This window comes from Pricia sp. (assembly GCF_041745955.1).
In the GTDB taxonomy this organism is placed as follows: Bacteria; Bacteroidota; Bacteroidia; order Flavobacteriales; family Flavobacteriaceae; genus Pricia.
On record NZ_JBGTHY010000039.1, the window covers coordinates 1 to 20,642 of the forward strand.

The window sequence follows — 20,642 nt, forward strand, 5'->3', positions numbered from 1 at the left end:
AATCCAGATCAAGACGGCTACGCTTCCTGCGCCGGAAGCGGACAGGTCGGGTGCGATGGTCTACGGCTATGACGAAAACGGTGAAATGGCCGTATTGCGCGAAGGAACCAATAATTTGGTCTGTTTGGCCGATAATCCTAACAAGGAAGGGATTAGTGTTTCCTGTTATTCCAAAAAATTGGAACCGTTTATGAAGCGGGGTCGTGAGCTTTCCGCTGAAGGCAAAGATGCCGAGGAAAAAGAAAAGATACGTGGCGCAGAGGTCGAGTCCGGTGAATTGCAAATGCCCAAGGAGCCCAGTATGCTTTACGTCTATTATGGCACCGATGGGGCTTACGACAAAACTACGGGCGAACTGGGCGACGCACAATACCGCTATGTCATCTATACGCCCTTCGCAACCACGGAATCAACAGGACTACCCGACAAGCCACACGAAAAGGGAATGCCTTGGTTAATGGATCCCGGCACTTTCAGGGCACATATTATGGTGGGGCCGTTTAACTAGTGTTCCCTTAATGCCGCAATGGCCTATGCGACGATTTTGGCACTACTTTTACTAGTGTCAAGTCTCATCTGACTTAAAACTAGCGTTTATGACTAGCAGACCCTATATTCTTGCCGAGACCAATTGGAATGCCCTAAAGGCTGCCACCTTTGATCTAGCCGTTCTACCTTGGGGCGCGACCGAAGCCCACAACTACCATTTGCCCTACGCCACAGACAACTACGAAGCCGATGCGCTTGCGGCAGAATCCGCCAGGATCGCTTGGGAAAAAGGTGGGAAGGTCATTGTTTTGCCAACACTTCCGTTTGGGGTGAATACCGGCCAGTCCGATATTTACCTTGATATCAATTTGAACCCAAGTACCCAATTCGCTATTCTATGCGATATTATAGAGGTCTTAAATCGACAAGATGTCTTCAAATTATTGCTGTTCAATAGCCATGGTGGAAATAATTTCAAGTCCATTGTTCGTGAACTCGGATTGAAATTCCCAAAAATGTTCATCAGTCTATCCAACTGGACGCAAGTGGTGGACAAGTATTCCTATTTCGAGGAAAAGGGCGACCACGCCGACGAGATGGAGACCAGTTTGATGCTACATCTACATCCCGATTTAGTACTTCCGAAGGAAAAATGGGGCGACGGGGCATCCAAAGGCTATAAAATAAAATCTTTTTCGGAAGGATGGGTCTGGGCCGAGCGCCAGTGGTCAAAAATCAGTGCCGATACGGGCGTAGGAAATCCCCATAGATCCACAAAAGAAAAGGGAGAACGATTTTTTACGGACGTCACCCAGAAAATGGGAAATTTTATGTTCGAGCTCTGTCAGGCCGATTTGGGGGATATGTACGAATGATTTAAAAAGTTTAGGAGTTAATTGGTTTAGAAAAAACAAAGGTTATTGATTGCTGTCAACTGCTACTGCAACTGTCTACTTTTTTTTCATCACCTCGTTCTTCACCAATTTCACATAAGCCTTCATTGCATCGTCGCGGCTCATATAATTTGCCTGTATCAGGGCATTTGCTTTAAAAGCATTAATAAGAGGGGTGCTACTACCGGGGTTGTCGTAATTCTTATTGGCGATTTTGTAGTAGGCATAGAGTTTTAAGAGAAGATCGGCGGGCATCGGTTCGGTGTAGGTGTTTACGAACTCGACCGCCTTCGCAAAATCAGTATGTAGTTTCTCGTTCTTCATCCTTTTTGACGGCGACGGCAGCTATACAGGTTTTTGCGCCCGTTACCTTTTGGTTGAGCTTTACGGTTATTGCACAATCCAAAGGTAGGAATAAATCGACGCGCGATCCGAATTTTATAAATCCGGCATCTTCGCCTTGTTGTACGTTTTCACCTTCTTCGGCATAATTTACGATACGGCGCGCCATAGCTCCAGCAATCTGGCGGTAAAGAATATCGCCGAATTTCGGGGTTTTTATGACTACTGTCGTACGTTCGTTCTCGGTACTCGATTTGGGATGCCAAGCGACCAGATATTTCCCGGGATGGTATTTGGAGTATTTAACGGTGCCACTGGCCGGGTAACGGGTGACGTGCACGTTCACGGGTGACATGAAAATGGAAACCTGCTTGCGTTTTTCATTGAAAAACTCGGTCTCTACCACGTCTTCGATAACTACTACCTTGCCGTCAACGGGTGCCAATATTTCATCGAAATTTTTTGACGTCTTCCGGGTCGGATTACGAAAGAACTGTAATATTAACACTAGTAGTATCAGGGCACCGATCTGAAGTCCCCAACGAAGCCATTCGATATTTACATAAAATTGCGATACTAGTATGATTGCGGATACAATAAAAAAGGTAATCAGTATTATTTTTTGGCCTTCTCTATGAAACATGGGCAAAAATATTTAAGGTTAAATATGCAAACGGGGCGGCGAACACCAAACTGTCCAAACGATCTAGCATGCCGCCATGGCCCGGAAGAATAGCACCACTGTCCTTTACTCCGGCGGCCCTTTTCAACTTCGATTCTACCAGGTCGCCCAAACCGCCTGCCACTACGATAATGGCGGCAAGAACTAGCCATTGCCATGGTGTTATAATCGGTTCGTATTTCGCCAGAAGATAAGCGGTGGCCAGCGCAAATACCAATCCTCCCAAGGCACCCTCGACAGTCTTTTTAGGCGAAACCCGGGGAAATAATTTTGTTCGCCCGAATAAACGTCCGACGATATAGGCAAACGAATCGCTGACCCAAATGAGAAGGAAAATGCCGATGATGAGAAATTTTACAAACTCATCGTTGGTATATGGGATCATAGTCAAAAAGATGCAGCCGCCGCCGATATAGAATAATCCGATTATAAATTTCTGAAAGGTATTGAACAATTTTTCCTTTTTGGAAAAAAGATAGTATAAAAGAAGGAAATTAACGGTAAGGGTACAGAGCAAAAGTGCATAAACCATCCAAATATCGGTAACGAAATAGATAAAGGCCCACCATAGGGCCAGATAGGCCATGTAAATATACCGTCCCTCCAAGCCCACTAATTTTTTGTATTCATTGAGACAGGCGAGCCCAAAAACCATAAAAAGAAAATCGAAGGCGTCCGAGCTCAAAAAAACGGCGGAAAGGAGAAGTATAATATATACTGCCCCGGTAAGCGAACGCCTTAAAATTTCCCTCATGCTTCTATTATAAATCTTCTAAAAGCAAAAGATACAAATTTTTGGAACTACTGCCATAGGTCAAAAAGTCGTCGGAGTTCTCTTCGTTCGCTTGAAAGTGTTTTAAGGTGGTGATATTCGCTGGAATGTTGTGGCCATATTTCCTTTTAATGGTTTTTAGCCCCTCCCCAATAGATTCAACCAGTTGACTGGTCGTGGCAAAAACAATAACGTTATAGGGAAGTTCATTCAGCTTCTTGTCCATCAATTGGTTCGAACAGACCAAAATCGAACCGTTTTGCGCGATGAGGTGTTCGCAGGTGGTAAAGAAAACTTCACTCAGCTTGCTTTTTTCGGTAAATCTTATGTTCTCTTTTGAAAATCTTTCCTGCAGTTTAGGGTCAAGGGCATAAAAAGGATGGTCGTGCCAATCGTTTTCCTCGAGAATATTCCGGAGTGCCTGCGAAATTTCGGCAAACGAATCGCAATAAAGAAACTTGCCCCCGTTCTTTCTAAAATGAATGGTGAATTTTTCGTCAATGGGTATGTTGAGATCTGGCATGTGGGCACCACGGGTCTCCGCAGTTTCTTTGGAAACTTTTTTCTGTTTGCCGCCACCGAATAATTTGTCAAATAGCCCCATTCAATATTCTAAACGTAATTCATATTTTTGCCACTCAGAAATGTAGGGTTTTCTGAGTGGCGGGAATATGTGTGTCCTCTGTTAAAGGACAACGATGGATTTTATATTTTATTTTCCTTGGCCTCGTTTTCTAAAGCTTCTTCTTTAATAGGTTTCATACTACTTTCCTTTTTTTTATCGATATTTTCCTGCCCCAATTTATCGAATTCCTTATCAAAAGGTCGTTTACCGAATATTTTTTCAAGATCTTCTTTGAATATGACCTCTTTATCAAGCAATCTTTCGGCCAAGGTAGTGAGCTTGTCTTTGTGTTCCGTCAGAACCTCGATAGCTCGTGTGTACTGTTCTTCGATTATTTTCGATATTTCGCCATCGATTTTCCGTGCCGTATCCTCACTATAAGGTTTTGAAAATCCGTAGGAATCCTGTCCCGAGGAATCGTAATAGGTAAGGTTTCCTATTTCCTCATTAAGTCCATAAATGGTAACCATGGCCCGTGCCTGTTTGGTCACCTTTTCGAGATCGCTCAGGGCACCGGTAGAAATCTTGTCAAAAATAACTCTTTCCGCTGCCCTACCGCCCATAGTGGCGCACATTTCGTCCAGCATCTGTTCAGGTCTAACGATTAGCCTTTCTTCCGGAAGATACCAAGCGGCACCCAGCGATTGTCCTCTGGGTACAATGGTAACTTTGACCAGGGGCGAGGCATGTTCCAACATCCAACTTACCGTGGCGTGACCAGCCTCGTGATAGGCAATAGTCTCTTTTTCGCCTACCGTGATTATTTTGTTCTTTTTCTCTAAGCCGCCAACAATTCGGTCTACCGCGTCCAGGAAATCTTGTTTGGTTACGGCTTTCCGTTCCCTTCGGGCAGCGATAAGCGCGGCTTCGTTACAGACGTTGGCGATGTCGGCACCGGAGAATCCGGGGGTCTGTCTTGCCAGAAATTCCATATCTAAAGTTTCGGCGGTTTTTATGGGCCGTAAATGCACCTCAAAGATTTCTTTACGTTCCCTGACATCGGGTAAGTCTACATAGATTTGCCTGTCGAAACGTCCTGCACGCATGAGTGCCTTGTCTAGCACATCGGCACGGTTGGTCGCTGCCAACACGATAACATTGGTATTGGTGCCGAAACCGTCCATCTCGGTCAACAGCTGGTTCAGTGTATTTTCGCGTTCGTCGTTGGAGCCTGTAAAATTATTTTTTCCCCGGGCGCGGCCGATCGCATCGATTTCATCAATGAATATAATGGCGGGCGATTTGTCTTTTGCCTGTTTGAAAAGGTCACGTACCCTAGAAGCACCTACCCCTACGAACATCTCCACAAAATCGGAACCTGAAAGGGAGAAAAATGGTACTTTAGCCTCTCCGGCTACAGCTTTTGCCAACAGTGTCTTACCAGTTCCCGGTGGACCTACCAAAAGTGCACCTTTCGGGATTTTACCACCGAGGGAAGTATATTTATCCGGATTTCTGAGGAAATCTACAATCTCCTCGACTTCTTCTTTGGCACCTTCCAATCCGGCAACATCCTTGAAAGAAGTTCGGGTGTCCGTCTTTTCATCGAAGAGCTTTGCCTTAGATTTACCAATGTTAAAAATCTGGCCACCTGCACCACCTGCGCCACCGCCTGACATCCTCCTCATCAGATAAATCCAGATGCCGATAATCAGTACAAAGGGCAAAAGACTCAACAAAAGATCCATCAGATAGTTGTTGTCCGTATCGTAATCGACTATGGTCTCGAGGTTGTTTTCCTTCTTGATATTCTTGATCTCGTTCTCGAAATTTTGAAGATCCCCATAGTCCAATACGTACTGTGGTACGGCACCGGTCGAGGGTAGAAAAGGTTGGTCGTTGACATCGTTGTGAACGTCTTTGGCAAGTGCCTCATCGGTCAAGAAAACCTTGGCCTGACGGGTATTGGTAATAATCAGGATTTTGGAAATATCCCCGTTCCGGAGATATTCCTGAAGTTCTGAAGTGGTCGTCTTTTTGGTAGTTCCGAGATTACCACTACCTAAAAATTGAAACCCGATCAAAAGTACCGCGATCAATCCGTAGATCCACCACGAACTGAATTTGGGTTTTTTCGGGTTTGTCGTACTTGTATCTTTCTTAGCCATTATTTTTTTTTACGAATTCAAACTACTTTCCACCTCGGTCACTTTAGCATCTCCCCAAAGCCCCTCGATGTCGTAATATTCCCTGATTTGTTTTTGGAAAACATGTACCACGACGTTCACATAGTCCATTAAAATCCATTCGGCATTATCCTCACCTTCTACATGCCAAGGTTTGTCACCCATGGCCTTGCTAACGATTTTACGGATTGATCCCACTATGGCGTTTACATGAGTGTTCGAAGTACCATTACATATGATAAAGTAGTCGCAAACGGTATTTTCAATATCCCTGAGGTCGAGTAAATTGACCTTCTGCCCCTTTACTTCTTCGATCCCTTCCAGGATCAATGCAATTAACTCATCTGCACCGGCTTTGCTTTTCTGCATTCAATAATTTTAAAAGACCCATTAGGGTTCAATTTCTGCAAAGTTATTATTTTTTTGTTCTTTAGCCGTTGTTTTCCACAATAGATTCAACAGGACGGATATGCAATTAATCAAACTTGATGCCACGGACTCCACTAACGCCCATTTACGGCGGTTATTGTCGTCGAACGTACCTGAAAATTACACCGTAGTAACAGCCCGACAACAAGAACTGGGTCGGGGCCAAAGGGGTACGAAATGGCAATCGGAAGCCGGTAAAAATCTAACTTTTAGTGTGTTGCGGCGTAGTTTAAATCTGCCGGTCAGCCATAGTTTTGTTTTGAACCTCTGCGTTTCACTTGCCGTTTATTCAGTTTTAAAACAATATAATGTCCCCGATGTAAGCATTAAATGGCCCAACGACATTCTGTCAGGTAGGTCAAAGATATGCGGAATACTTATCGAGAATATCGTAACGGGTAGTACTATACATACATCCATAATAGGTATAGGCCTGAACGTAAATCAGTTAACCTTCAAGGAGTTACAAAACGTTTCTTCTTTACATGTACTGCTGGGAAAAACGTTTAATTTGGATGTGCTCTTGCGGGATATCGTGAACCACTTAAAAAAGGTATTTTTAGGATTAGAGCAAAAGGATGACGCTCATTTATGGATTGCCTATGAAAACGCATTGTTCGGAAGAGGGAAGCCCTCGACCTTCGAAGATAATGAAGGTCAACGGTTTGTGGGACTTATAAAGGGAGTTTCAAAGGATGGCAGGCTAAATGTCGAACTCGAAAATGCTGTTTTGAAGACCTTCGATTTGAAAGAGGTGAAGTTGCTTTATTGATTTATTGCGCTAAACGCTAAACGCAATATGCTTGACATTACTAAGGTGGCGAAAAGCAGAAGCAAAAGCGAAAAGGGCACGGCGCACGGCGTATTGGGCGATATGCGAACTGCTATATTTTCCCCAAATTCTCCGAAAGGGCACCCATAAAATTGGTAATCGGCTTTTTGATCATCATGCCCATCATCGCATTGAATTCGCCACTAAAACTTAAGGCCACTTCGCTCTCGCTTTCACTTAGCTTCGCTATATCGGCCGTAAGGGTAAAAGGCAGTTTTTCGCTTGCGGCTCCCAATACGATCTGGCTATAGGGCGTTTGGCCTTTACGTTCAAGAACGATTTCGGGCATCCCTTTTAATGAAAAAAGAAAACGGTCTTCGTTTATAAGTTCGAACTTATCGATGCTCTCGGGCATTAATTTTTCGAAATTCTTCAGGTCTGTCAAGAAATCAAAAACCTCTTTATCGCCTTTTGTGATTTTTTTATTGGGGGTTTCTATAAGCATATTTTTATTTTTTTCACTGCTTCCACTCGGCGGGGTTTTGGCGCCATTCTAAAAGGGTATTCATTTGCTCTTCGTTGATGTATCGGGTTTCAAGGGCTTGTTCCATCAGATATTCGTAGTCACTAAGGGTATGGAGCGTTATTCCTTTCGTACCGAAATTTTGATCCGCCACTTGAAAACCATAGGTGAAAATGGCCAGCATGCCTTTTACCTTGGCACCTTCCGCCTTTAGTGCATCGACCGAATTGAGACTACTTTTACCTGTACTGATAAGATCTTCTATGACCACTACACTGCGGTTGGCTTCTAGCTTCCCTTCGATTTGGTTTCGCCTTCCGTGCGATTTGGGCTCTGGTCGGACATAGATAAAGGGCAGGCCCAAAACATCGGCGACCAAAGCACCTATACCGATGGCTCCCGTGGCCACCCCGGCGATAATATCGGGCTTACCATAAAGCAGCTCGACCTGCTTGGCCATCTCCTCGCGGATGTAATTTCGTATAACGGGATACGATAGCAGGATCCGATTGTCACAATAGATAGGCGATTTCCAGCCCGAGGCCCAGCTAAACGGATTTTCAGGATTCAACTTTATTGCATTAATTTGCAGTAAGAGCTCAGCCGTTTTTTTTGCGGTGTCTTTGTTTAAAACCATACTACAAATGTATAAAGTTTTTGTGAACGAACTACCGTTGATCTTAACAAATAAACTCACCGAAACGGCCGATGGCAAATATTTTCTGCTCAATGAAGATTCGATAAACCAGGCCATCAAGGCCTTGAAAAAGAAGAAACTTTCCGAAGCCTTTATCTACCATCCGAACCATGAGGAAATCCTTAAAAAATTCACAAAAAAAATTCCCCTGACCGTTGCGGCGGGCGGGGTTGTCACCAACCCCGAGGGCAAGGTGCTGTTCATTTATAGAAAGGATAAATGGGACCTGCCCAAAGGTAGGCTCGACAAAGGCGAATCGATTGAGGATTGTGCCATTCGTGAGGTTATGGAAGAGACCGGAGTATCTGGCCTGCGCATCGAGAATTTCCTCAGAACAACCTATCATATCTACAAGAACGACGGTACGCAAACCTTAAAGGAAGTACATTGGTACGCCATGAAAACGGAGTATGATGGCAAGCTTAAACCTGAAAAAAAAGAAGGAATCGTAAAAGTGAAGTGGAAAGGTCCGAAGAAAATCCAAAAAGCCCTTCAGAACTCGTATACCAATATCAAGATTCTTTTTGAATGATAGTTTGAACCTGCCCGGAGTGGAAGTTGGTTCTAATCCGTCTTCATCAACCGATATACCGGATACTGCAAATAGGCTTCCTCATAATGTTCCGATTGTTTGAAAAGCCAATCCAGTTGGGCATAGCCATTTGCCTCAAATTCTGGATTTTTTTCCTTTTTAAGTCGGAAGCTATCCCGCAAAACGGAATTATTCTGTAGCATCTCCAATGCTTCATCCTCAAAAACATAGGGCGAAAAGCCTTCTTTGCGCTGTAGAATGGGGTCAAAAAAATTCCAGTTGAAAAAAGAATCGTTCGCTTCGGGTTCCAAGGTCTCCAAGAGGTATCGAATGCCCGGCTGATCGGTGGGTATCACAATATCTCCCTGTTGGAATTTTACGTTCTCCAAATTTGATTTCACCTTCGTATTGCTATGCGGATAGTGGCCTTCATACGGAACATCGGATGTCTCAAAGGTGTCGATTTTATACGATTCGACGGTGAGCAGGGTATCTTTTTGAAGTGCTTTAACCACAATTTGGTTCAACGCGAATAAGTTGATGACTTTACTCCATCCCTTTTTCAAAATATAGGCTTCCGGAATCTCTACGGAATCGAGGGGCGTTATGTAATTGTGATATTCCACGGGTTTGACGAAAGAACGATTTCGATCATATTTTAGTCGGGTTTGTCCGGTGACCTCGCTGGTAAGGGTATCCGCCTCAAACCCCTTAAAATTTAGGATAGAGGTTCGGGTCGAATCGATTTCCCAAGCCGTAGGATAGAATTTCCAGTACTTATGGCGGTGTTTCGCTTCCGCACGAAGGCGCTTGATTTTTTCATGATCGATCTCGGCGATAGCGACCATTTTTTCCATCAGGCGATACGTGCCCTGCACACGTTGCTTGTAGGGCTTCAGCATATGGGTCTCGACCATCATGCCAAGCGTATTCCAGAGGGTAGTGTAGCCCGTTGAATATCGGGGATAATCAATAAACTGTGAAAAACCTTTTTCGGGTACTTGGTCGAAAACATTGACATAGGGGGTAATATCCCAATCGGCCTCTTTTAACGATTTCTCGAGGCCGGGCATCATTTCGTCGTTGAGGTATTGCCCCAGTTCGCCCCCCAGTTTATCGTGTTGTGTAAAGAGATGGGTCAGGGTGTATTGATAATCCGCACCATTGCTGACATGGTTGTCTATGAAGATATCGGGCTTTACATGATGGAAAATTTCATAAAAGGACCGTGCATTGTTGGTATCGCCCTTTATAAAATCACGGTTAAGATCGTAGTTCAGGGCGTTGCCCCGAAAACCGTAGGCTTTAGGCCCGTTTTGGTTGGCCCTCGTGGTGCTATTGCGATTTAGGGCACCGCCTATGTTATAGATAGGAATGGTAACTAGCACTGTGTTCTTAGGTGGTTCCAGCTTTCCCGTAGCAAAATCCCGATACAAAAGCATGGTTGCATCAATACCGTCCGGTTCCCCGGGATGGATGCCGTTGTTGATCAAGATGATTGTCTTGTCACCCCCGATTTTCTGGAAATTGAAGTCTCCATCCGGATTATAGGTTACGATATGCAAAGGATATCCGCTATCGGTTTCCCCCATGGTCTGCATATTGATTTCGGGGAATTCCTTGGCCAATTGAATGTAGAAATCGACGGTCTGCGGATAGGTAGCCGTCTCTTCGCCATTGGTCTCTTCGAAATGGGTTTGAAAATCGGCAGCTTTGTCCTCTTTCTCGGTTTCACAGGAAACAAGGAGAAATAGGGCCAATAAAGCATAGGCTGCATTTGACCAAAGGTGATTTTTAGCGAATGGTATCATGCGCCAAATTTACATAATTAGGTGTAAAGTATGACGTGATTTGCATCCTTCGACCGCTATGCGGGTTTCGTGATTTCTTCGATTAATGTCTTACGGAGGGGTTTGTTGTTATAGCTAATGATATGTTCGGTTTTAGTAGTGTAGCGTTCATAATTCTTCTTGTCGACAGGGTCGATCGACGAAGTGACAATATTGATGCGTACTTTTTGCTGTAAGGGCAGGGCGATGAATTTTTCGAGAAATTGCCAACCGTCCATAATGGGCATATTGATATCCAAGAAAATTATATCGGGTGCCTTTGCGGTGGCCTTATATTTTTCCTGTATACCCTCAAAGGCCAACTTACCGTTGGCATACGATGTAATATCGTCGCAATCTACTACGAGTTCCAACAATTTGCGAATGCCATAGACCATTATCGTGTCATCATCGATAATACAGATACTATTGATTTTTTTCATCAAAATAAATCTTAAAGGTGGATCCGATTCCCACTTTGCTTTCTACGGTTACTTTACCGTTCATCGCTTCGATCTGATTTTTGGCGATATATAGGCCAATGCCGCGGGCATCGCAATGATCATGAAAGGTTTTGTACATGCCAAAGAGCTTGTCCCCATATTTTTTCAGATCGATACCTAGGCCATTGTCGGTTATCGAAAGAACGGTATAGCCGTTTTCGCCCGTAGCGGTCATCGTAATGATGGGATTACGTTTTGGGTCTTTAAATCTGACCGAATTGGTAATGAAGTTCATCAGTATACTATCGATGTAAGCGGGTATAACCTGTATTTTTATGGTATCGCACACCTCATTTAGTAGCGTACCACTGTTTTCTGCTAAATAAGCGGAAAGGGTATGTCGTACCGTATCTATTTTGTTTCTAAGGGAAATGGATTTTTTGTCGAGATTGACATTGGTATTAATGGCTACTACCTCATTCAAGTTTTCTAAGGTCTCCATAAGGTTGTCGGAAGCATTGGTAAGCATACTATGGATATTTGCTTTTTCCGATTCTTCCTTTTCATGCACTAAAAAATCCAATAGCATCGCGAAATTTGCGCTGTGTGATCGTAGGTTGTGCGATACGATATGGGCGAAATTGATGAGTTTCTTGTTTTGTAACGAAGCAACGTTGACCAAGTCGTGTAGCTCTTCTTCCTTTTGTTTGATTTGGGTGATATCCATGCTGATGCCCACTAATCCCTTGGCTTTTCCGCAATTGTCCAAAAGCGGAATCTTGGAGGTCAGGAAGGTGGTGGATTTCCCGTTTTTCTTTCGGTTGGTAGTTTCTTTGGAAAGTATGGGCTTAAGGGTTTCCATGACTCTCAGGTCTTCATTTCTGGAAATCTGTGCAATGTCGTGGTCATAGAGTTCGAAATCGGACTTTCCTAAAATCTCTTCAGGGTTATCAACGCCCAAATAGGCACATTCCGCCTTATTTACCAATATCTTTCGCGATTCCGTGTCCTTTATATACACGTTGAGCGGTAGATAATCGACAAGGGTACGCAGCAAAAGTTCGTTTTCTTTTGTTTTGGTCTCCGATTGTACTTGATCGTTTATATTTTGGAAGGTTCCCGTGAAGCCGACGAGTTTTTCATCCTTAAAAATGGGCATTCCTGCGGTTTGAACCCATATCTCGTTTCCTTTTGCACTTATAATTTGCAATCTTTCGCTCCAGTGTTTGCCCTTCTGTGTAGCCTCGTGAAGTACCATCGCCATAGTATTTCGGCTGTGGCCGTCCTTATAAAATTGTACGGCATTGTCTAATGTCGGCACGAAATCGTCGGAAACCTCATGAATTTTCCGGGTCATCTCGCACCAAGTAAGTTTATCCTCTTTAAAACAGTACTCCCAACACCCTATTTTACCGATTTCGCAGGTAGCTTTTAAGAGCGATCGTAATCTTTTATTTTGGGCCTCATCAAGTTTACGCTGGGTAATATCTTCTGTCTCGATAATCAACCCTATTATATGCCCTTGTTCGTCATTCCAAGGAACGCAGGTCCATTCGAACCACGTATCGTTGGATGTAGTATCTAGGTTAAGGTGAACCGTGGTTTCATCGCTCGCGCCCGACAGGCAATCGCGCAAGGCATTTTCCCAGTCGCGACCCGTTCTAGTAAAAAGTTCTAAGATAGAGGTTCCGAAAACATCGGGTGACTCCAGTTTGAAATCGGTCAACCATTCGTCGGAGGCATGGACGACTTCAAACCTTTCATTGACAAAAACAATAGCTTTTGGCAGTTGATTGATTAAAGAATTATTGATTCTGATTGGGGGTCCTTTCAACATACGGGCGTAATTTCTGACTAAAATAGGATGGTTTTATCGATTTGGCTAGAGGTTTGTTGTGAACGGGGCCAAACACGTTGTCTGCGTTCCTATACCTGTGGATAACAGTGATTGCGCTAACTTAGTAAGTTATTACTGGCAAAGATATGGGGATTCTAAATTATTTGCAGAAAAATCTGAAGAACTGTATGCATCAAACCGTTTTAGGAAGTACAGACCGTATCGGGTACAAGTCCGGTATAATCCCCCCCGTTTCGGATAACATCCCTTACTATGGATGAACTGATATACGATTTACCCGATGAGGTAAGTAGAAAGACGGTCTCGATTTCCGAAAGTTTGCGATTGGTATGGGCAATGGCCTTTTCGAATTCAAAATCCGCGGGGTTGCGCAAGCCCCTTAAAATAAACTGGGCATTCATTTTTTTACAGAAATCCACGGTCAGGCCTGCGTAGGTATGCACCTTTATTTTAGGCTCGGACTCAAATGCGGCGGTAATGAATTGCATTCGTTGATCAAGGCCGAACATATACTTTTTTTCCGCATTTGTACCTATGGCGATAATCAGTTCGTCAAAAAGCGTGACCCCTCTTTGAATTATATCGGAATGCCCCAAGGTCAAGGGGTCAAAGGATCCAGGGAAGATTGCGCGTCTCATTTCTTCGGATTAGGAGTACTAATTAGTGGTATCGACAATAAAAATTTAAGGTTCAATCGCTACTCGGTAGCTGTTCAATGTTCAAGATAAAAGGCTGAAAGTTGAAAAGTTCGACGTGTTTTTAAAAAGTTGAGCTCCACCTTAAACCTGCTGAAGGAAGGATTGAACCTTACATTTTCGATGGCATAGTCTCTAAATGTAACTATTTTATTTCAAAGCTTCGTCTATGGCACTTCCAAACAGTTCCGTCAACGAAATTCCAGCTGCTTTTGCTTGTTTCGGCAATATACTTTCGGTGGTCAGTCCGGGGGTGGTGTTCATTTCGAGCATGAAAGGTTCGTCGTCTACAAAGATGAACTCGCTACGGGTATAGCCCTTCATTTTCAATATTTCATAGGTTTTTTTCGCCAATTCGGATACTTTTTTTTCTTGTGTTTTCGATAGTCTGGCCGGCGTTATTTCTTCGGATTTTCCTTCGTATTTGGCCTCATAATCGAAAAAATCGTTTTCGGTCACGATTTCCGTGATGGGAAGCACTTTTGTCTTTCCATTGTAGGTGATTACACCGACGGAAACCTCGGTACCGTCGAGAAAGGCCTCGATGATAATTTCATCATCCTCTTTGTAGGCGTTTTCGATGGCCATCCGTAGTTTTTCCTTTTTATAGACTTTTGAAATACCAAAGCTACTGCCCGCCTTATTGGCCTTTACGAAACAGGGCAGGCCGACTTTCGCGACAATGGCATTCTCATCGATTTCATCGCCCTGGTTCAGGTAATAGGAAGGTGCCGATTGTATGCCGTAAGGTTTAAGTACGCTGAGCAAATCCCTCTTGTTAAAAGTAAGTGCGGCCTGATACGGATCGCAGGAAGTCTGCGGAATGCCCAGCAGTTCAAAATAGGCCTGGAGCAGTCCATCTTCCCCGGGGGTACCGTGAATGGCGTTAAAGACGCAGTCGAAGGTCTGTTTTCCGGTATCCGTGCTTATGGAAAAATCATTTTTGTCTACCGGGGATTCCATGCCCTTTTCGTCGACGTATACCCACTTATCCTTATAGATATGAATGCGATAGGGATTGAACTTATCCGTGTCCAAATAATCATGGACTACGCCACCGCTTTTTAACGAAATTTTAAATTCGCTGGAATAACCGCACATGATAATGGCAATATTTTTCTTCATAGAATCGTTTAGTTATGAGGTCGATAAAACAAACCCGAAAATAAAGAAAAAACCTATATTTGTCCTGTCAAATACACCCAAATGCGCAATTTCTTCCATTTTTTAAAGAGCAAGGTATTTCTGATACAGCTCGGCTTGGCCCTTTTAGTGCTGATACTGGTGATTTTCTTGGCATTGCGTTGGTTGAATAGCACAACCAATCACAACGAATTCGTAGAGGTGCCCGATTTTGGAAAAATGTCGGTTCCCGATATGAGAAAAGCGGTTGAAGAGGCCCATTTACGCTTTGAAGTGTTGGATTCGGCGAATTTTAATCCCGATTATCCGCGGTTTTCTATTATCGAACAAAATCCTCCGGCGGGCAACAAGGTGAAGGAAAACAGGAAAATCTATTTTACAGTTAATCCATCCGGTTACAAACAGGTGACCGTGCCCAAGATCATACAGGTAACCCAGCGCAATGCGACCTCGATGTTGCGGGCGGTAGGTCTTGATGTGCAACGTGTTACCTATATCGATGAACTTGGTAAAGATATGGTCTACCAGATTAAGTATAAGGGGAAATACATCTCGCCGGGCGACAAATTGCCCAAGACTTCGAAGATCGAGCTGGTGTGCGGTAATGGCACAATTCCCGATCAGGCGCGGGTACAAGCCGAATCCCAATAAACCATGCAGTCAGAAGATAGCAACGAAACCGACGACGCCCTTTTCGAACACCATCGGTTCGTGGCGGCAAAGGGACAAGAGCCTTTACGCGTCGATAAATTTTTGATGAACTTCATCGAATATGCCACACGCAATAAAATCCAACAATCCGCCAAAGAGGGTCATATCTGGGTCAATGGTGCCATTGTCAAGCAGAATTACAAGGTAAAGCCGGGAGATGAGGTACAGGTTCTTTTCGAGCATCCACCGCATGAATTTTTATTGGTTCCCGAAGATATTCCCTTGGATATTGTATATGAGGATGATTCGCTTCTAGTGGTCAACAAACCGGCGGGAATGGTCGTGCACCCCGGTCATGGCAATTATTCCGGTACGCTCATCAATGCCCTGTTGTATCACATTGAGGACTCGGGCGGCCAGCGTGAAAATTTGCCGAATAATAGTAACGAGCGCCCCGGATTGGTACATCGTATCGATAAGGATACATCGGGACTGCTGGTGGTAGCCAAAACGGAAACCTCCATGACCCATTTGGCCAAACAATTTTTCGACAAGACCTCGGAACGGGAATATATAGCCATTGTATGGGGCGATGTCAAAGATGAAAGCGGCACTGTGGAAGGTAATATCGCCCGAAATCCGAAAAACCGATTGCAGATGCAGGTTTTTCCGGAAGGGGACGACGGCAAGGAAGCGGTTACCCACTATAGTGTTTTGGAGCGTTTGGGCTATGTGACCGTGGTATCATGCCAATTGGAGACCGGCCGTACCCATCAGATCCGTGTGCATATGAAATACATCGGCCATACGCTCTTCAACGACGAGCGATACGGCGGCGATAAAATTTTAAAGGGTACCACTTTCACCAAATACAAGCAGTTTGTTGATAACGCCTTTAAAATTCTTCCACGACAGGCGTTGCATGCGAAAACATTGGGCTTTATACATCCCGAAACTGGCGAAAAGTTGCGTTTCGATTCCGAAATCCCCCAAGATATGGCGGATTGTATCGAGAAATGGCGGCATTATGCGAAGCATCGGTGAAATTCCAGGCCTCTAACTATAAGTTCTTTCAATACCAAGATAGACATCCGATTGCTAAGAACTTGGGCAATCCAAAAAATTCGGATTATTTTAGTGGCTTAGTGTAAACAGTATGTTGCTATGAAAATCGTCATTTCCCCGGCTAAATCATTGGATTACGAATCGGAATATCCCAATTTCAAACAGACACAGCCCCAGTTCTTAGAGGAGGCTGTTACCCTGAACAAGCTATTGGCGAAAAAAAAGCCGAAGGATTTAATGGCCCTTATGAGTATTTCCGACAAGCTCGCCCAGCTCAATTGGCAGCGTAACCAAGATTTTGAAACGCCGTTTACCACCAAAAATGCAAGGCCGGCGATTTATACCTTTAACGGAGACGTTTATAAAGGCCTTGATGCGTACACGATGTCTCCCGAGAAGGTTGGGAAATTACAGGATATGCTTCGGATTTTATCGGGACAATATGGAATACTCCGTCCACTCGACCTCATGCAGCCCTACCGACTGGAGATGGGAACGAAACTAAAGGTAGGTCGAAAAAAGAATCTCTATGAATTTTGGACGAAAACCATTACCGAACATTTGAATACCGAGCTGGGGGAACATGAACTTTTTCTAAACTTGGCAAGTGCTGAATACTTCAGTGCCGTGGACGAAAAAGCGTTGAAAGTACCGGTGATCACGCCCGTTTTTAAGGACTGGGGCAACGATAAACTAAAAATCATAAGCTTCTACGCCAAAAAAGCCCGGGGTGCCATGGTGCGTTACATTTTAGATAACGACGTCAACACCTTGGAAGACCTGAAAGGTTTTGATTATGACGATTATATTTTCAGCGAATCGCATACCTCGAAGAAGAACGAGCCTGTTTTTATTCGGTGAGATCGTTTTTATTTCTTCTTCCTTATACTTATTTTCTCCTCGACCGTAGGCCGTTTTTTGATCCTACGCGGCCGTCTCGCCCCGAAAGATCGGTTCGCAATTTTGCCCCTTCTCGATTTTTTGTCCCCTTTTCCCATCGGTACTTTGAATTTTTATTGGATAACCTAATGGTTACAAAGATAACGCATTGCTATCTTAACCAAAAAAAGCTAAGTTTGTTTTATCCGGGAAATAAAGGGCAATCAACAGTTTAAAAATAGAATGAGGTGAAGATAGAAAAGGTATTAGTAGCGAACAGGGGCGAGATCGCCATCCGGATCTTTAGGGCCTGTGTAGAGATCGGAGTACGTACCGTGGGCGTGTATACCTACGAAGACCGGTATTCGTTGCACCGCTACAAAGCCGATGAATGTTACCAAATAGGGGAGGATAAGGAGCCCTTGAAGCCTTATTTGGATATGGATGCCATAATAAAGGTGGCCAAGGATAACCAGGTCGATGCCATACATCCCGGTTACGGATTTTTATCGGAAAACGCACAATTTGCTCAAAAATGTGCGGAGAACGATATCATTTTTATCGGTCCAAAGGTTTCCGTGTTAAAGTCTTTGGGTGATAAGATTACGGCCAAAAAAGTCGCGGTTGCGAACAAGGTGCCTGTTATCGAGAGCAGCACTATCGATTTAAAGGACATCAAAACGGCACTTTCTGAGGCCAAGCGAATCGGATTTCCCCTGATGTTGAAGGCCGCATCTGGCGGTGGGGGCCGCGGTATGCGGGTCATCCGAACGGAAGAGGAACTTAAAAAAGGCTTTCCCGAGGCCAAAAGGGAATCGTTGAACGCTTTTGGCGATGATACCGTTTTTCTGGAAAAATTCGTCGAAAATCCGAAACATATCGAAATCCAGATCGTAGCGGATACCCATGGCAATATGGTGCATCTCTACGAAAGGGATTGCTCGGTACAGCGGCGCTACCAAAAGGTCATCGAGTTCGCGCCGTCGATAGGGCTGCCCCAGGAAACCAAGGATAGCCTATACCAATATGCCATCGATATTTGCAAGGCGGTGGACTACAACAATATCGGAACGGTGGAGTTTTTGGTCGACGACGACGGAAGCATCTATTTTATCGAGGTAAACCCGCGGATACAGGTCGAACACACGGTCACTGAAATGATTACCAATATCGATCTGGTCAAGGCGCAGCTTTTTATTGCCGGCGGCTATAAGCTATCGGATACCCAGATAAAAATCCCGGATCAGGCGTCCGTTCAGGTTACGGGGGTCGCGCTGCAATGCCGTATTACGACCGAAGATCCGTCCAATGATTTTAAGCCCGACTACGGGGTGGTCACCACCTATCGAAGTGCCTCCGGTTTCGGTATCCGTTTAGATGCGGGAAGTATTTACCAAGGCGTGGCCATTTCGCCGTTTTTCGATTCCATGCTGGTCAAGGTATCTGCCCGTAGCCGAACGCTGGACGGGTGCTGCCGGAAGATGCGTAGGGCCTTGGCGGAGTTCCGGATTCGCGGCCTGAATACCAATATGGCATTTTTGGACAATATTCTGACCCATCCCACCTTTCGGGAGGGCAAGGTCACGGTCAATTTTATCAAGAACGAGCCCAAACTCTTCGAGTTTACCGAACCTCGAAACCGGGCGAACAAACTCATCGAATTTTTGGGAGAGACCATCGTAAATGGAAATCCCGATGTAAAAAATTACGATCCGAAACACGTTTTCTCCAAGCCGGTAGTTCCGACCTTTCCAAAAATGGAGGGATATCCCAAGGGGACAAAAGATCGGTTGACGGAACTCGGACCCGAAAAATTTGCGGAGTGGTTGAAGCAGGAGAAGAAAGTCCACTTTACCGACACCACCATGCGCGATGCCCACCAGAGCTTGTTGGCGACCCGTATGCGAACCGATGATATGCTAAAGGTGGCGGAAGGTTATGCCAAAAACCATCCCGAAATTTTTTCTATGGAAGTTTGGGGCGGCGCCACGTTCGACGTATGCCTGCGCTTTTTGCACGAAAATCCTTGGGAACGACTGGCCTTGTTGCGTAAAGCGATGCCGAACCTGTTGTTGCAGATGTTGATCAGGGGATCCAACGGTGTCGGCTATACGGCCTATCCCGATAACCTGATCGAAAAATTCGTGGAGGAATCCTGGAATACCGGGGTCGATGTGTTCCGTATCTTCGATTCCCTCAACTGGATGAAATCCATCGCGCCCTGCATCGAGTATGTCCGTAAAAATACGGGCGGTCTGGCCGAAGGTTCCCTCTGCTATACCGGCGACATCCTAAATCCGTCAAAAACAAAATATGACCTCAAATATTACCTGCAGCTGGCCAAGGATATCGAAAATGCCGGGGCGCATATTTTGGGTGTCAAGGATATGGCGGGGCTTTTAAAGCCCGATGCAGCCTATGAACTCATAACCGCGCTGAAATCGGAAATCGATATTCCGATTCATTTACATACCCACGACACTTCTTCTATACAATCGGCTACCTATCTAAAAGCCGTGGAAGCGGGCGTAGATGTTATAGATGTGGCCTTGGGCGGGTTATCGGGACTCACGTCCCAGCCCAATTTCAATTCCGTGGTGGAGATGCTGCGTTTTCACGAACGGGAAAACGCTATGGATACCGAAAAACTGGCCGAATATTCCAATTATTGGGAAACCGTCCGCAATTACTATTACACCTTCGAATCCGGATTGAAATCGGGTACGGGAGAGGTTTATGATCACGAAATTCCCGGGGGCCAATATTCCAACTTAAAAGGGCAGGCTATCGCATTGGGCCTCGAAGACCGGTTTACCCAAGTTACCAAAATGTACGCCAAGGTCAACGCCATGTTCGGAGATATCATAAAGGTAACGCCCAGTTCAAAAGTGGTCGGCGATATGGCCCAGTATATGGTCAGCAACGATTTGTCCGTTGAGGATGTGATGGAAAAAGGCGGGGATATTTCCTTTCCCGAATCCGTGAAGAGTTTTTTTAGGGGCGATTTGGGCCAGCCCGTCGGAGGATTCCCGAAAAAATTGCAGAAAATCATCCTTAAAGGTGAGAAGCCTTATACTGACCGTCCGAACGCCCACTTAGATGCCATCGATTTTGAGAAAGAACTCAAGGCCTTTAAACGAAAGTTCAAAAAGGGGATGGGCCGCGAGCTTGAAATGACGGATCTGTTATCCTACAAA

22 protein-coding genes are annotated in these 20,642 nt (G+C 44.7%); 8 read left to right on the top strand and 14 right to left on the bottom strand.

Features of this window, described 5'->3' with window-relative positions; all coding sequences use genetic code 11:
• The first annotated feature begins 1 nt into the window (after window position 1).
• Together ACEW8S_RS01330 and ACEW8S_RS01335 are read left to right on the top strand one after the other, a co-directional pair.
• The gene (locus tag ACEW8S_RS01330; protein ID WP_373516392.1) at window positions 2-508 is read left to right on the top strand and encodes a hypothetical protein; all 507 of its coding nucleotides are present in this window, start codon (window positions 2-4) and stop codon (window positions 506-508) included.
• 88 nt (window positions 509-596) lie between these two features.
• Window positions 597-1,364 carry a creatininase family protein gene (locus ACEW8S_RS01335; protein ID WP_373516393.1) on the top strand — a complete coding sequence of 256 codons (768 nt, stop codon included), beginning with the start codon at window positions 597-599 and terminating at the stop codon, window positions 1,362-1,364.
• Window positions 1,365-1,439: 75 nt separating this feature from the next.
• Here the strand turns inward: ACEW8S_RS01335 and ACEW8S_RS01340 are convergent, their stop codons facing one another.
• The 6 genes from ACEW8S_RS01340 to rsfS form a co-directional block, all read right to left on the bottom strand.
• Window positions 1,440-1,706, bottom strand: coding sequence for an acyl-CoA-binding protein (locus tag ACEW8S_RS01340; RefSeq protein ID WP_373516394.1), 267 nt, complete (start codon window positions 1,704-1,706; stop codon window positions 1,440-1,442).
• The gene (locus ACEW8S_RS01345) at window positions 1,681-2,367 is read right to left on the bottom strand and encodes a phosphatidylserine decarboxylase family protein (protein ID WP_373516395.1); all 687 of its coding nucleotides are present in this window, start codon (window positions 2,365-2,367) and stop codon (window positions 1,681-1,683) included. The genes ACEW8S_RS01340 and ACEW8S_RS01345 overlap by 26 nt, the downstream gene beginning before the upstream one ends.
• Complete coding sequence (locus tag ACEW8S_RS01350; RefSeq protein WP_373516396.1) at window positions 2,357-3,160, bottom strand: phosphatidate cytidylyltransferase; 804 nt, start codon at window positions 3,158-3,160, stop codon at window positions 2,357-2,359. Before ACEW8S_RS01350 ends, ACEW8S_RS01345 begins: the two co-directional genes overlap by 11 nt.
• 7 nt (window positions 3,161-3,167) lie before the next feature.
• Entirely contained in the window at window positions 3,168-3,782 is a 615-nt protein-coding gene (locus ACEW8S_RS01355; RefSeq protein WP_373516397.1) for an LUD domain-containing protein, read from the bottom strand.
• A gap of 101 nt (window positions 3,783-3,883) precedes the next feature.
• Entirely contained in the window at window positions 3,884-5,911 is a 2,028-nt protein-coding gene (ftsH, locus tag ACEW8S_RS01360) for an ATP-dependent zinc metalloprotease FtsH (RefSeq protein ID WP_373516398.1), read from the bottom strand.
• A 9-nt stretch (window positions 5,912-5,920) separates the two neighbouring features.
• Complete coding sequence (gene rsfS, locus ACEW8S_RS01365) at window positions 5,921-6,298, bottom strand: ribosome silencing factor (RefSeq protein WP_373516399.1); 378 nt, start codon at window positions 6,296-6,298, stop codon at window positions 5,921-5,923.
• 100 nt (window positions 6,299-6,398) lie between these two features.
• On the opposite strand from rsfS, the gene ACEW8S_RS01370 reads away from it, so the two are divergent.
• Window positions 6,399-7,130 (top strand): biotin--[acetyl-CoA-carboxylase] ligase, encoded by a 732-nt coding sequence (locus ACEW8S_RS01370; RefSeq protein WP_373516400.1) that lies wholly within the window; start codon window positions 6,399-6,401, stop codon window positions 7,128-7,130.
• 112 nt (window positions 7,131-7,242) lie between these two features.
• Here the strand turns inward: ACEW8S_RS01370 and ACEW8S_RS01375 are convergent, their stop codons facing one another.
• Window positions 7,243-7,635 carry an SRPBCC family protein gene (locus ACEW8S_RS01375; RefSeq protein WP_373516401.1) on the bottom strand — a complete coding sequence of 131 codons (393 nt, stop codon included), beginning with the start codon at window positions 7,633-7,635 and terminating at the stop codon, window positions 7,243-7,245.
• 13 nt (window positions 7,636-7,648) lie between these two features.
• Window positions 7,649-8,290, bottom strand: coding sequence for an orotate phosphoribosyltransferase (pyrE, locus tag ACEW8S_RS01380; protein WP_373516402.1), 642 nt, complete (start codon window positions 8,288-8,290; stop codon window positions 7,649-7,651).
• A gap of 7 nt (window positions 8,291-8,297) precedes the next feature.
• Here pyrE and ACEW8S_RS01385 point away from each other — a divergent pair, with 7 nt between their 5' ends.
• Window positions 8,298-8,882: an NUDIX hydrolase gene (locus ACEW8S_RS01385; RefSeq protein WP_373516403.1), complete on the top strand. Its 585-nt coding sequence runs from the start codon at window positions 8,298-8,300 to the stop codon at window positions 8,880-8,882.
• A gap of 32 nt (window positions 8,883-8,914) precedes the next feature.
• Here ACEW8S_RS01385 and ACEW8S_RS01390 read toward each other — a convergent pair whose 3' ends face one another.
• The 5 genes from ACEW8S_RS01390 to ACEW8S_RS01410 form a co-directional block, all read right to left on the bottom strand.
• Window positions 8,915-10,693, bottom strand: coding sequence for a M14 family metallopeptidase (locus tag ACEW8S_RS01390; RefSeq protein WP_373516404.1), 1,779 nt, complete (start codon window positions 10,691-10,693; stop codon window positions 8,915-8,917).
• 56 nt (window positions 10,694-10,749) lie between these two features.
• Entirely contained in the window at window positions 10,750-11,154 is a 405-nt protein-coding gene (locus ACEW8S_RS01395) for a two-component system response regulator (protein WP_373516405.1), read from the bottom strand.
• Window positions 11,138-12,991, bottom strand: coding sequence for a PAS domain-containing protein (locus tag ACEW8S_RS01400; protein ID WP_373516406.1), 1,854 nt, complete (start codon window positions 12,989-12,991; stop codon window positions 11,138-11,140). The genes ACEW8S_RS01395 and ACEW8S_RS01400 overlap by 17 nt, the downstream gene beginning before the upstream one ends.
• A 203-nt stretch (window positions 12,992-13,194) precedes the next feature.
• Window positions 13,195-13,650, bottom strand: coding sequence for a pantetheine-phosphate adenylyltransferase (coaD, locus tag ACEW8S_RS01405; protein ID WP_373516407.1), 456 nt, complete (start codon window positions 13,648-13,650; stop codon window positions 13,195-13,197).
• Window positions 13,651-13,857: 207 nt separating this feature from the next.
• On the bottom strand, window positions 13,858-14,832 hold the full coding sequence (locus tag ACEW8S_RS01410) for a D-alanine--D-alanine ligase (RefSeq protein WP_373516408.1): 975 nt from the start codon (window positions 14,830-14,832) through the stop codon (window positions 13,858-13,860).
• An 81-nt stretch (window positions 14,833-14,913) separates the two neighbouring features.
• Between ACEW8S_RS01410 and ACEW8S_RS01415 the strand changes: the two genes are divergently transcribed.
• The 3 genes from ACEW8S_RS01415 to yaaA all read left to right on the top strand — a co-directional run bounded on the left by ACEW8S_RS01415 (window position 14,914) and on the right by yaaA (window position 17,427).
• The gene (locus tag ACEW8S_RS01415) at window positions 14,914-15,501 is read left to right on the top strand and encodes a PASTA domain-containing protein (protein WP_373516409.1); all 588 of its coding nucleotides are present in this window, start codon (window positions 14,914-14,916) and stop codon (window positions 15,499-15,501) included.
• A 3-nt stretch (window positions 15,502-15,504) separates the two neighbouring features.
• Window positions 15,505-16,545, top strand: coding sequence for an RluA family pseudouridine synthase (locus ACEW8S_RS01420; protein WP_373516410.1), 1,041 nt, complete (start codon window positions 15,505-15,507; stop codon window positions 16,543-16,545).
• A gap of 120 nt (window positions 16,546-16,665) precedes the next feature.
• Window positions 16,666-17,427 carry a peroxide stress protein YaaA gene (gene yaaA, locus ACEW8S_RS01425; protein ID WP_373516411.1) on the top strand — a complete coding sequence of 254 codons (762 nt, stop codon included), beginning with the start codon at window positions 16,666-16,668 and terminating at the stop codon, window positions 17,425-17,427.
• A gap of 8 nt (window positions 17,428-17,435) precedes the next feature.
• On the opposite strand, the gene ACEW8S_RS01430 is transcribed toward yaaA, so the two are convergent.
• Entirely contained in the window at window positions 17,436-17,564 is a 129-nt protein-coding gene (locus ACEW8S_RS01430) for a 30S ribosomal protein THX (protein WP_373516412.1), read from the bottom strand.
• 129 nt (window positions 17,565-17,693) lie between these two features.
• Between ACEW8S_RS01430 and ACEW8S_RS01435 the strand changes: the two genes are divergently transcribed.
• On the top strand, window positions 17,694-20,642 hold a 2,949-nt coding region (locus ACEW8S_RS01435), incomplete at its 3' end, for a pyruvate carboxylase (RefSeq protein ID WP_373516413.1).

What these genes read in the sequence shown, in the direction of transcription:
- ACEW8S_RS01335 (WP_373516393.1), top strand. Translation starts at nt 597, where the DNA reads ATGACTAGCAGACCCTATATTCTTGCCGAGACCAATTGGAATGCCCTA.
- ACEW8S_RS01340 (WP_373516394.1), bottom strand. Translation starts at nt 1,706, where the DNA reads ATGAAGAACGAGAAACTACATACTGATTTTGCGAAGGCGGTCGAGTTC.
- ACEW8S_RS01345 (WP_373516395.1), bottom strand. Translation starts at nt 2,367, where the DNA reads ATGTTTCATAGAGAAGGCCAAAAAATAATACTGATTACCTTTTTTATT.
- ACEW8S_RS01350 (WP_373516396.1), bottom strand. Translation starts at nt 3,160, where the DNA reads ATGAGGGAAATTTTAAGGCGTTCGCTTACCGGGGCAGTATATATTATA.
- ACEW8S_RS01355 (WP_373516397.1), bottom strand. Translation starts at nt 3,782, where the DNA reads ATGGGGCTATTTGACAAATTATTCGGTGGCGGCAAACAGAAAAAAGTT.
- ftsH (WP_373516398.1), bottom strand. Translation starts at nt 5,911, where the DNA reads ATGGCTAAGAAAGATACAAGTACGACAAACCCGAAAAAACCCAAATTC.
- rsfS (WP_373516399.1), bottom strand. Translation starts at nt 6,298, where the DNA reads ATGCAGAAAAGCAAAGCCGGTGCAGATGAGTTAATTGCATTGATCCTG.
- ACEW8S_RS01370 (WP_373516400.1), top strand. Translation starts at nt 6,399, where the DNA reads ATGCAATTAATCAAACTTGATGCCACGGACTCCACTAACGCCCATTTA.
- ACEW8S_RS01375 (WP_373516401.1), bottom strand. Translation starts at nt 7,635, where the DNA reads ATGCTTATAGAAACCCCCAATAAAAAAATCACAAAAGGCGATAAAGAG.
- pyrE (WP_373516402.1), bottom strand. Translation starts at nt 8,290, where the DNA reads ATGGTTTTAAACAAAGACACCGCAAAAAAAACGGCTGAGCTCTTACTG.
- ACEW8S_RS01385 (WP_373516403.1), top strand. Translation starts at nt 8,298, where the DNA reads ATGTATAAAGTTTTTGTGAACGAACTACCGTTGATCTTAACAAATAAA.
- ACEW8S_RS01390 (WP_373516404.1), bottom strand. Translation starts at nt 10,693, where the DNA reads ATGATACCATTCGCTAAAAATCACCTTTGGTCAAATGCAGCCTATGCT.
- ACEW8S_RS01395 (WP_373516405.1), bottom strand. Translation starts at nt 11,154, where the DNA reads ATGAAAAAAATCAATAGTATCTGTATTATCGATGATGACACGATAATG.
- ACEW8S_RS01400 (WP_373516406.1), bottom strand. Translation starts at nt 12,991, where the DNA reads ATGTTGAAAGGACCCCCAATCAGAATCAATAATTCTTTAATCAATCAA.
- coaD (WP_373516407.1), bottom strand. Translation starts at nt 13,650, where the DNA reads ATGAGACGCGCAATCTTCCCTGGATCCTTTGACCCCTTGACCTTGGGG.
- ACEW8S_RS01410 (WP_373516408.1), bottom strand. Translation starts at nt 14,832, where the DNA reads ATGAAGAAAAATATTGCCATTATCATGTGCGGTTATTCCAGCGAATTT.
- ACEW8S_RS01415 (WP_373516409.1), top strand. Translation starts at nt 14,914, where the DNA reads ATGCGCAATTTCTTCCATTTTTTAAAGAGCAAGGTATTTCTGATACAG.
- ACEW8S_RS01420 (WP_373516410.1), top strand. Translation starts at nt 15,505, where the DNA reads ATGCAGTCAGAAGATAGCAACGAAACCGACGACGCCCTTTTCGAACAC.
- yaaA (WP_373516411.1), top strand. Translation starts at nt 16,666, where the DNA reads ATGAAAATCGTCATTTCCCCGGCTAAATCATTGGATTACGAATCGGAA.
- ACEW8S_RS01430 (WP_373516412.1), bottom strand. Translation starts at nt 17,564, where the DNA reads ATGGGAAAAGGGGACAAAAAATCGAGAAGGGGCAAAATTGCGAACCGA.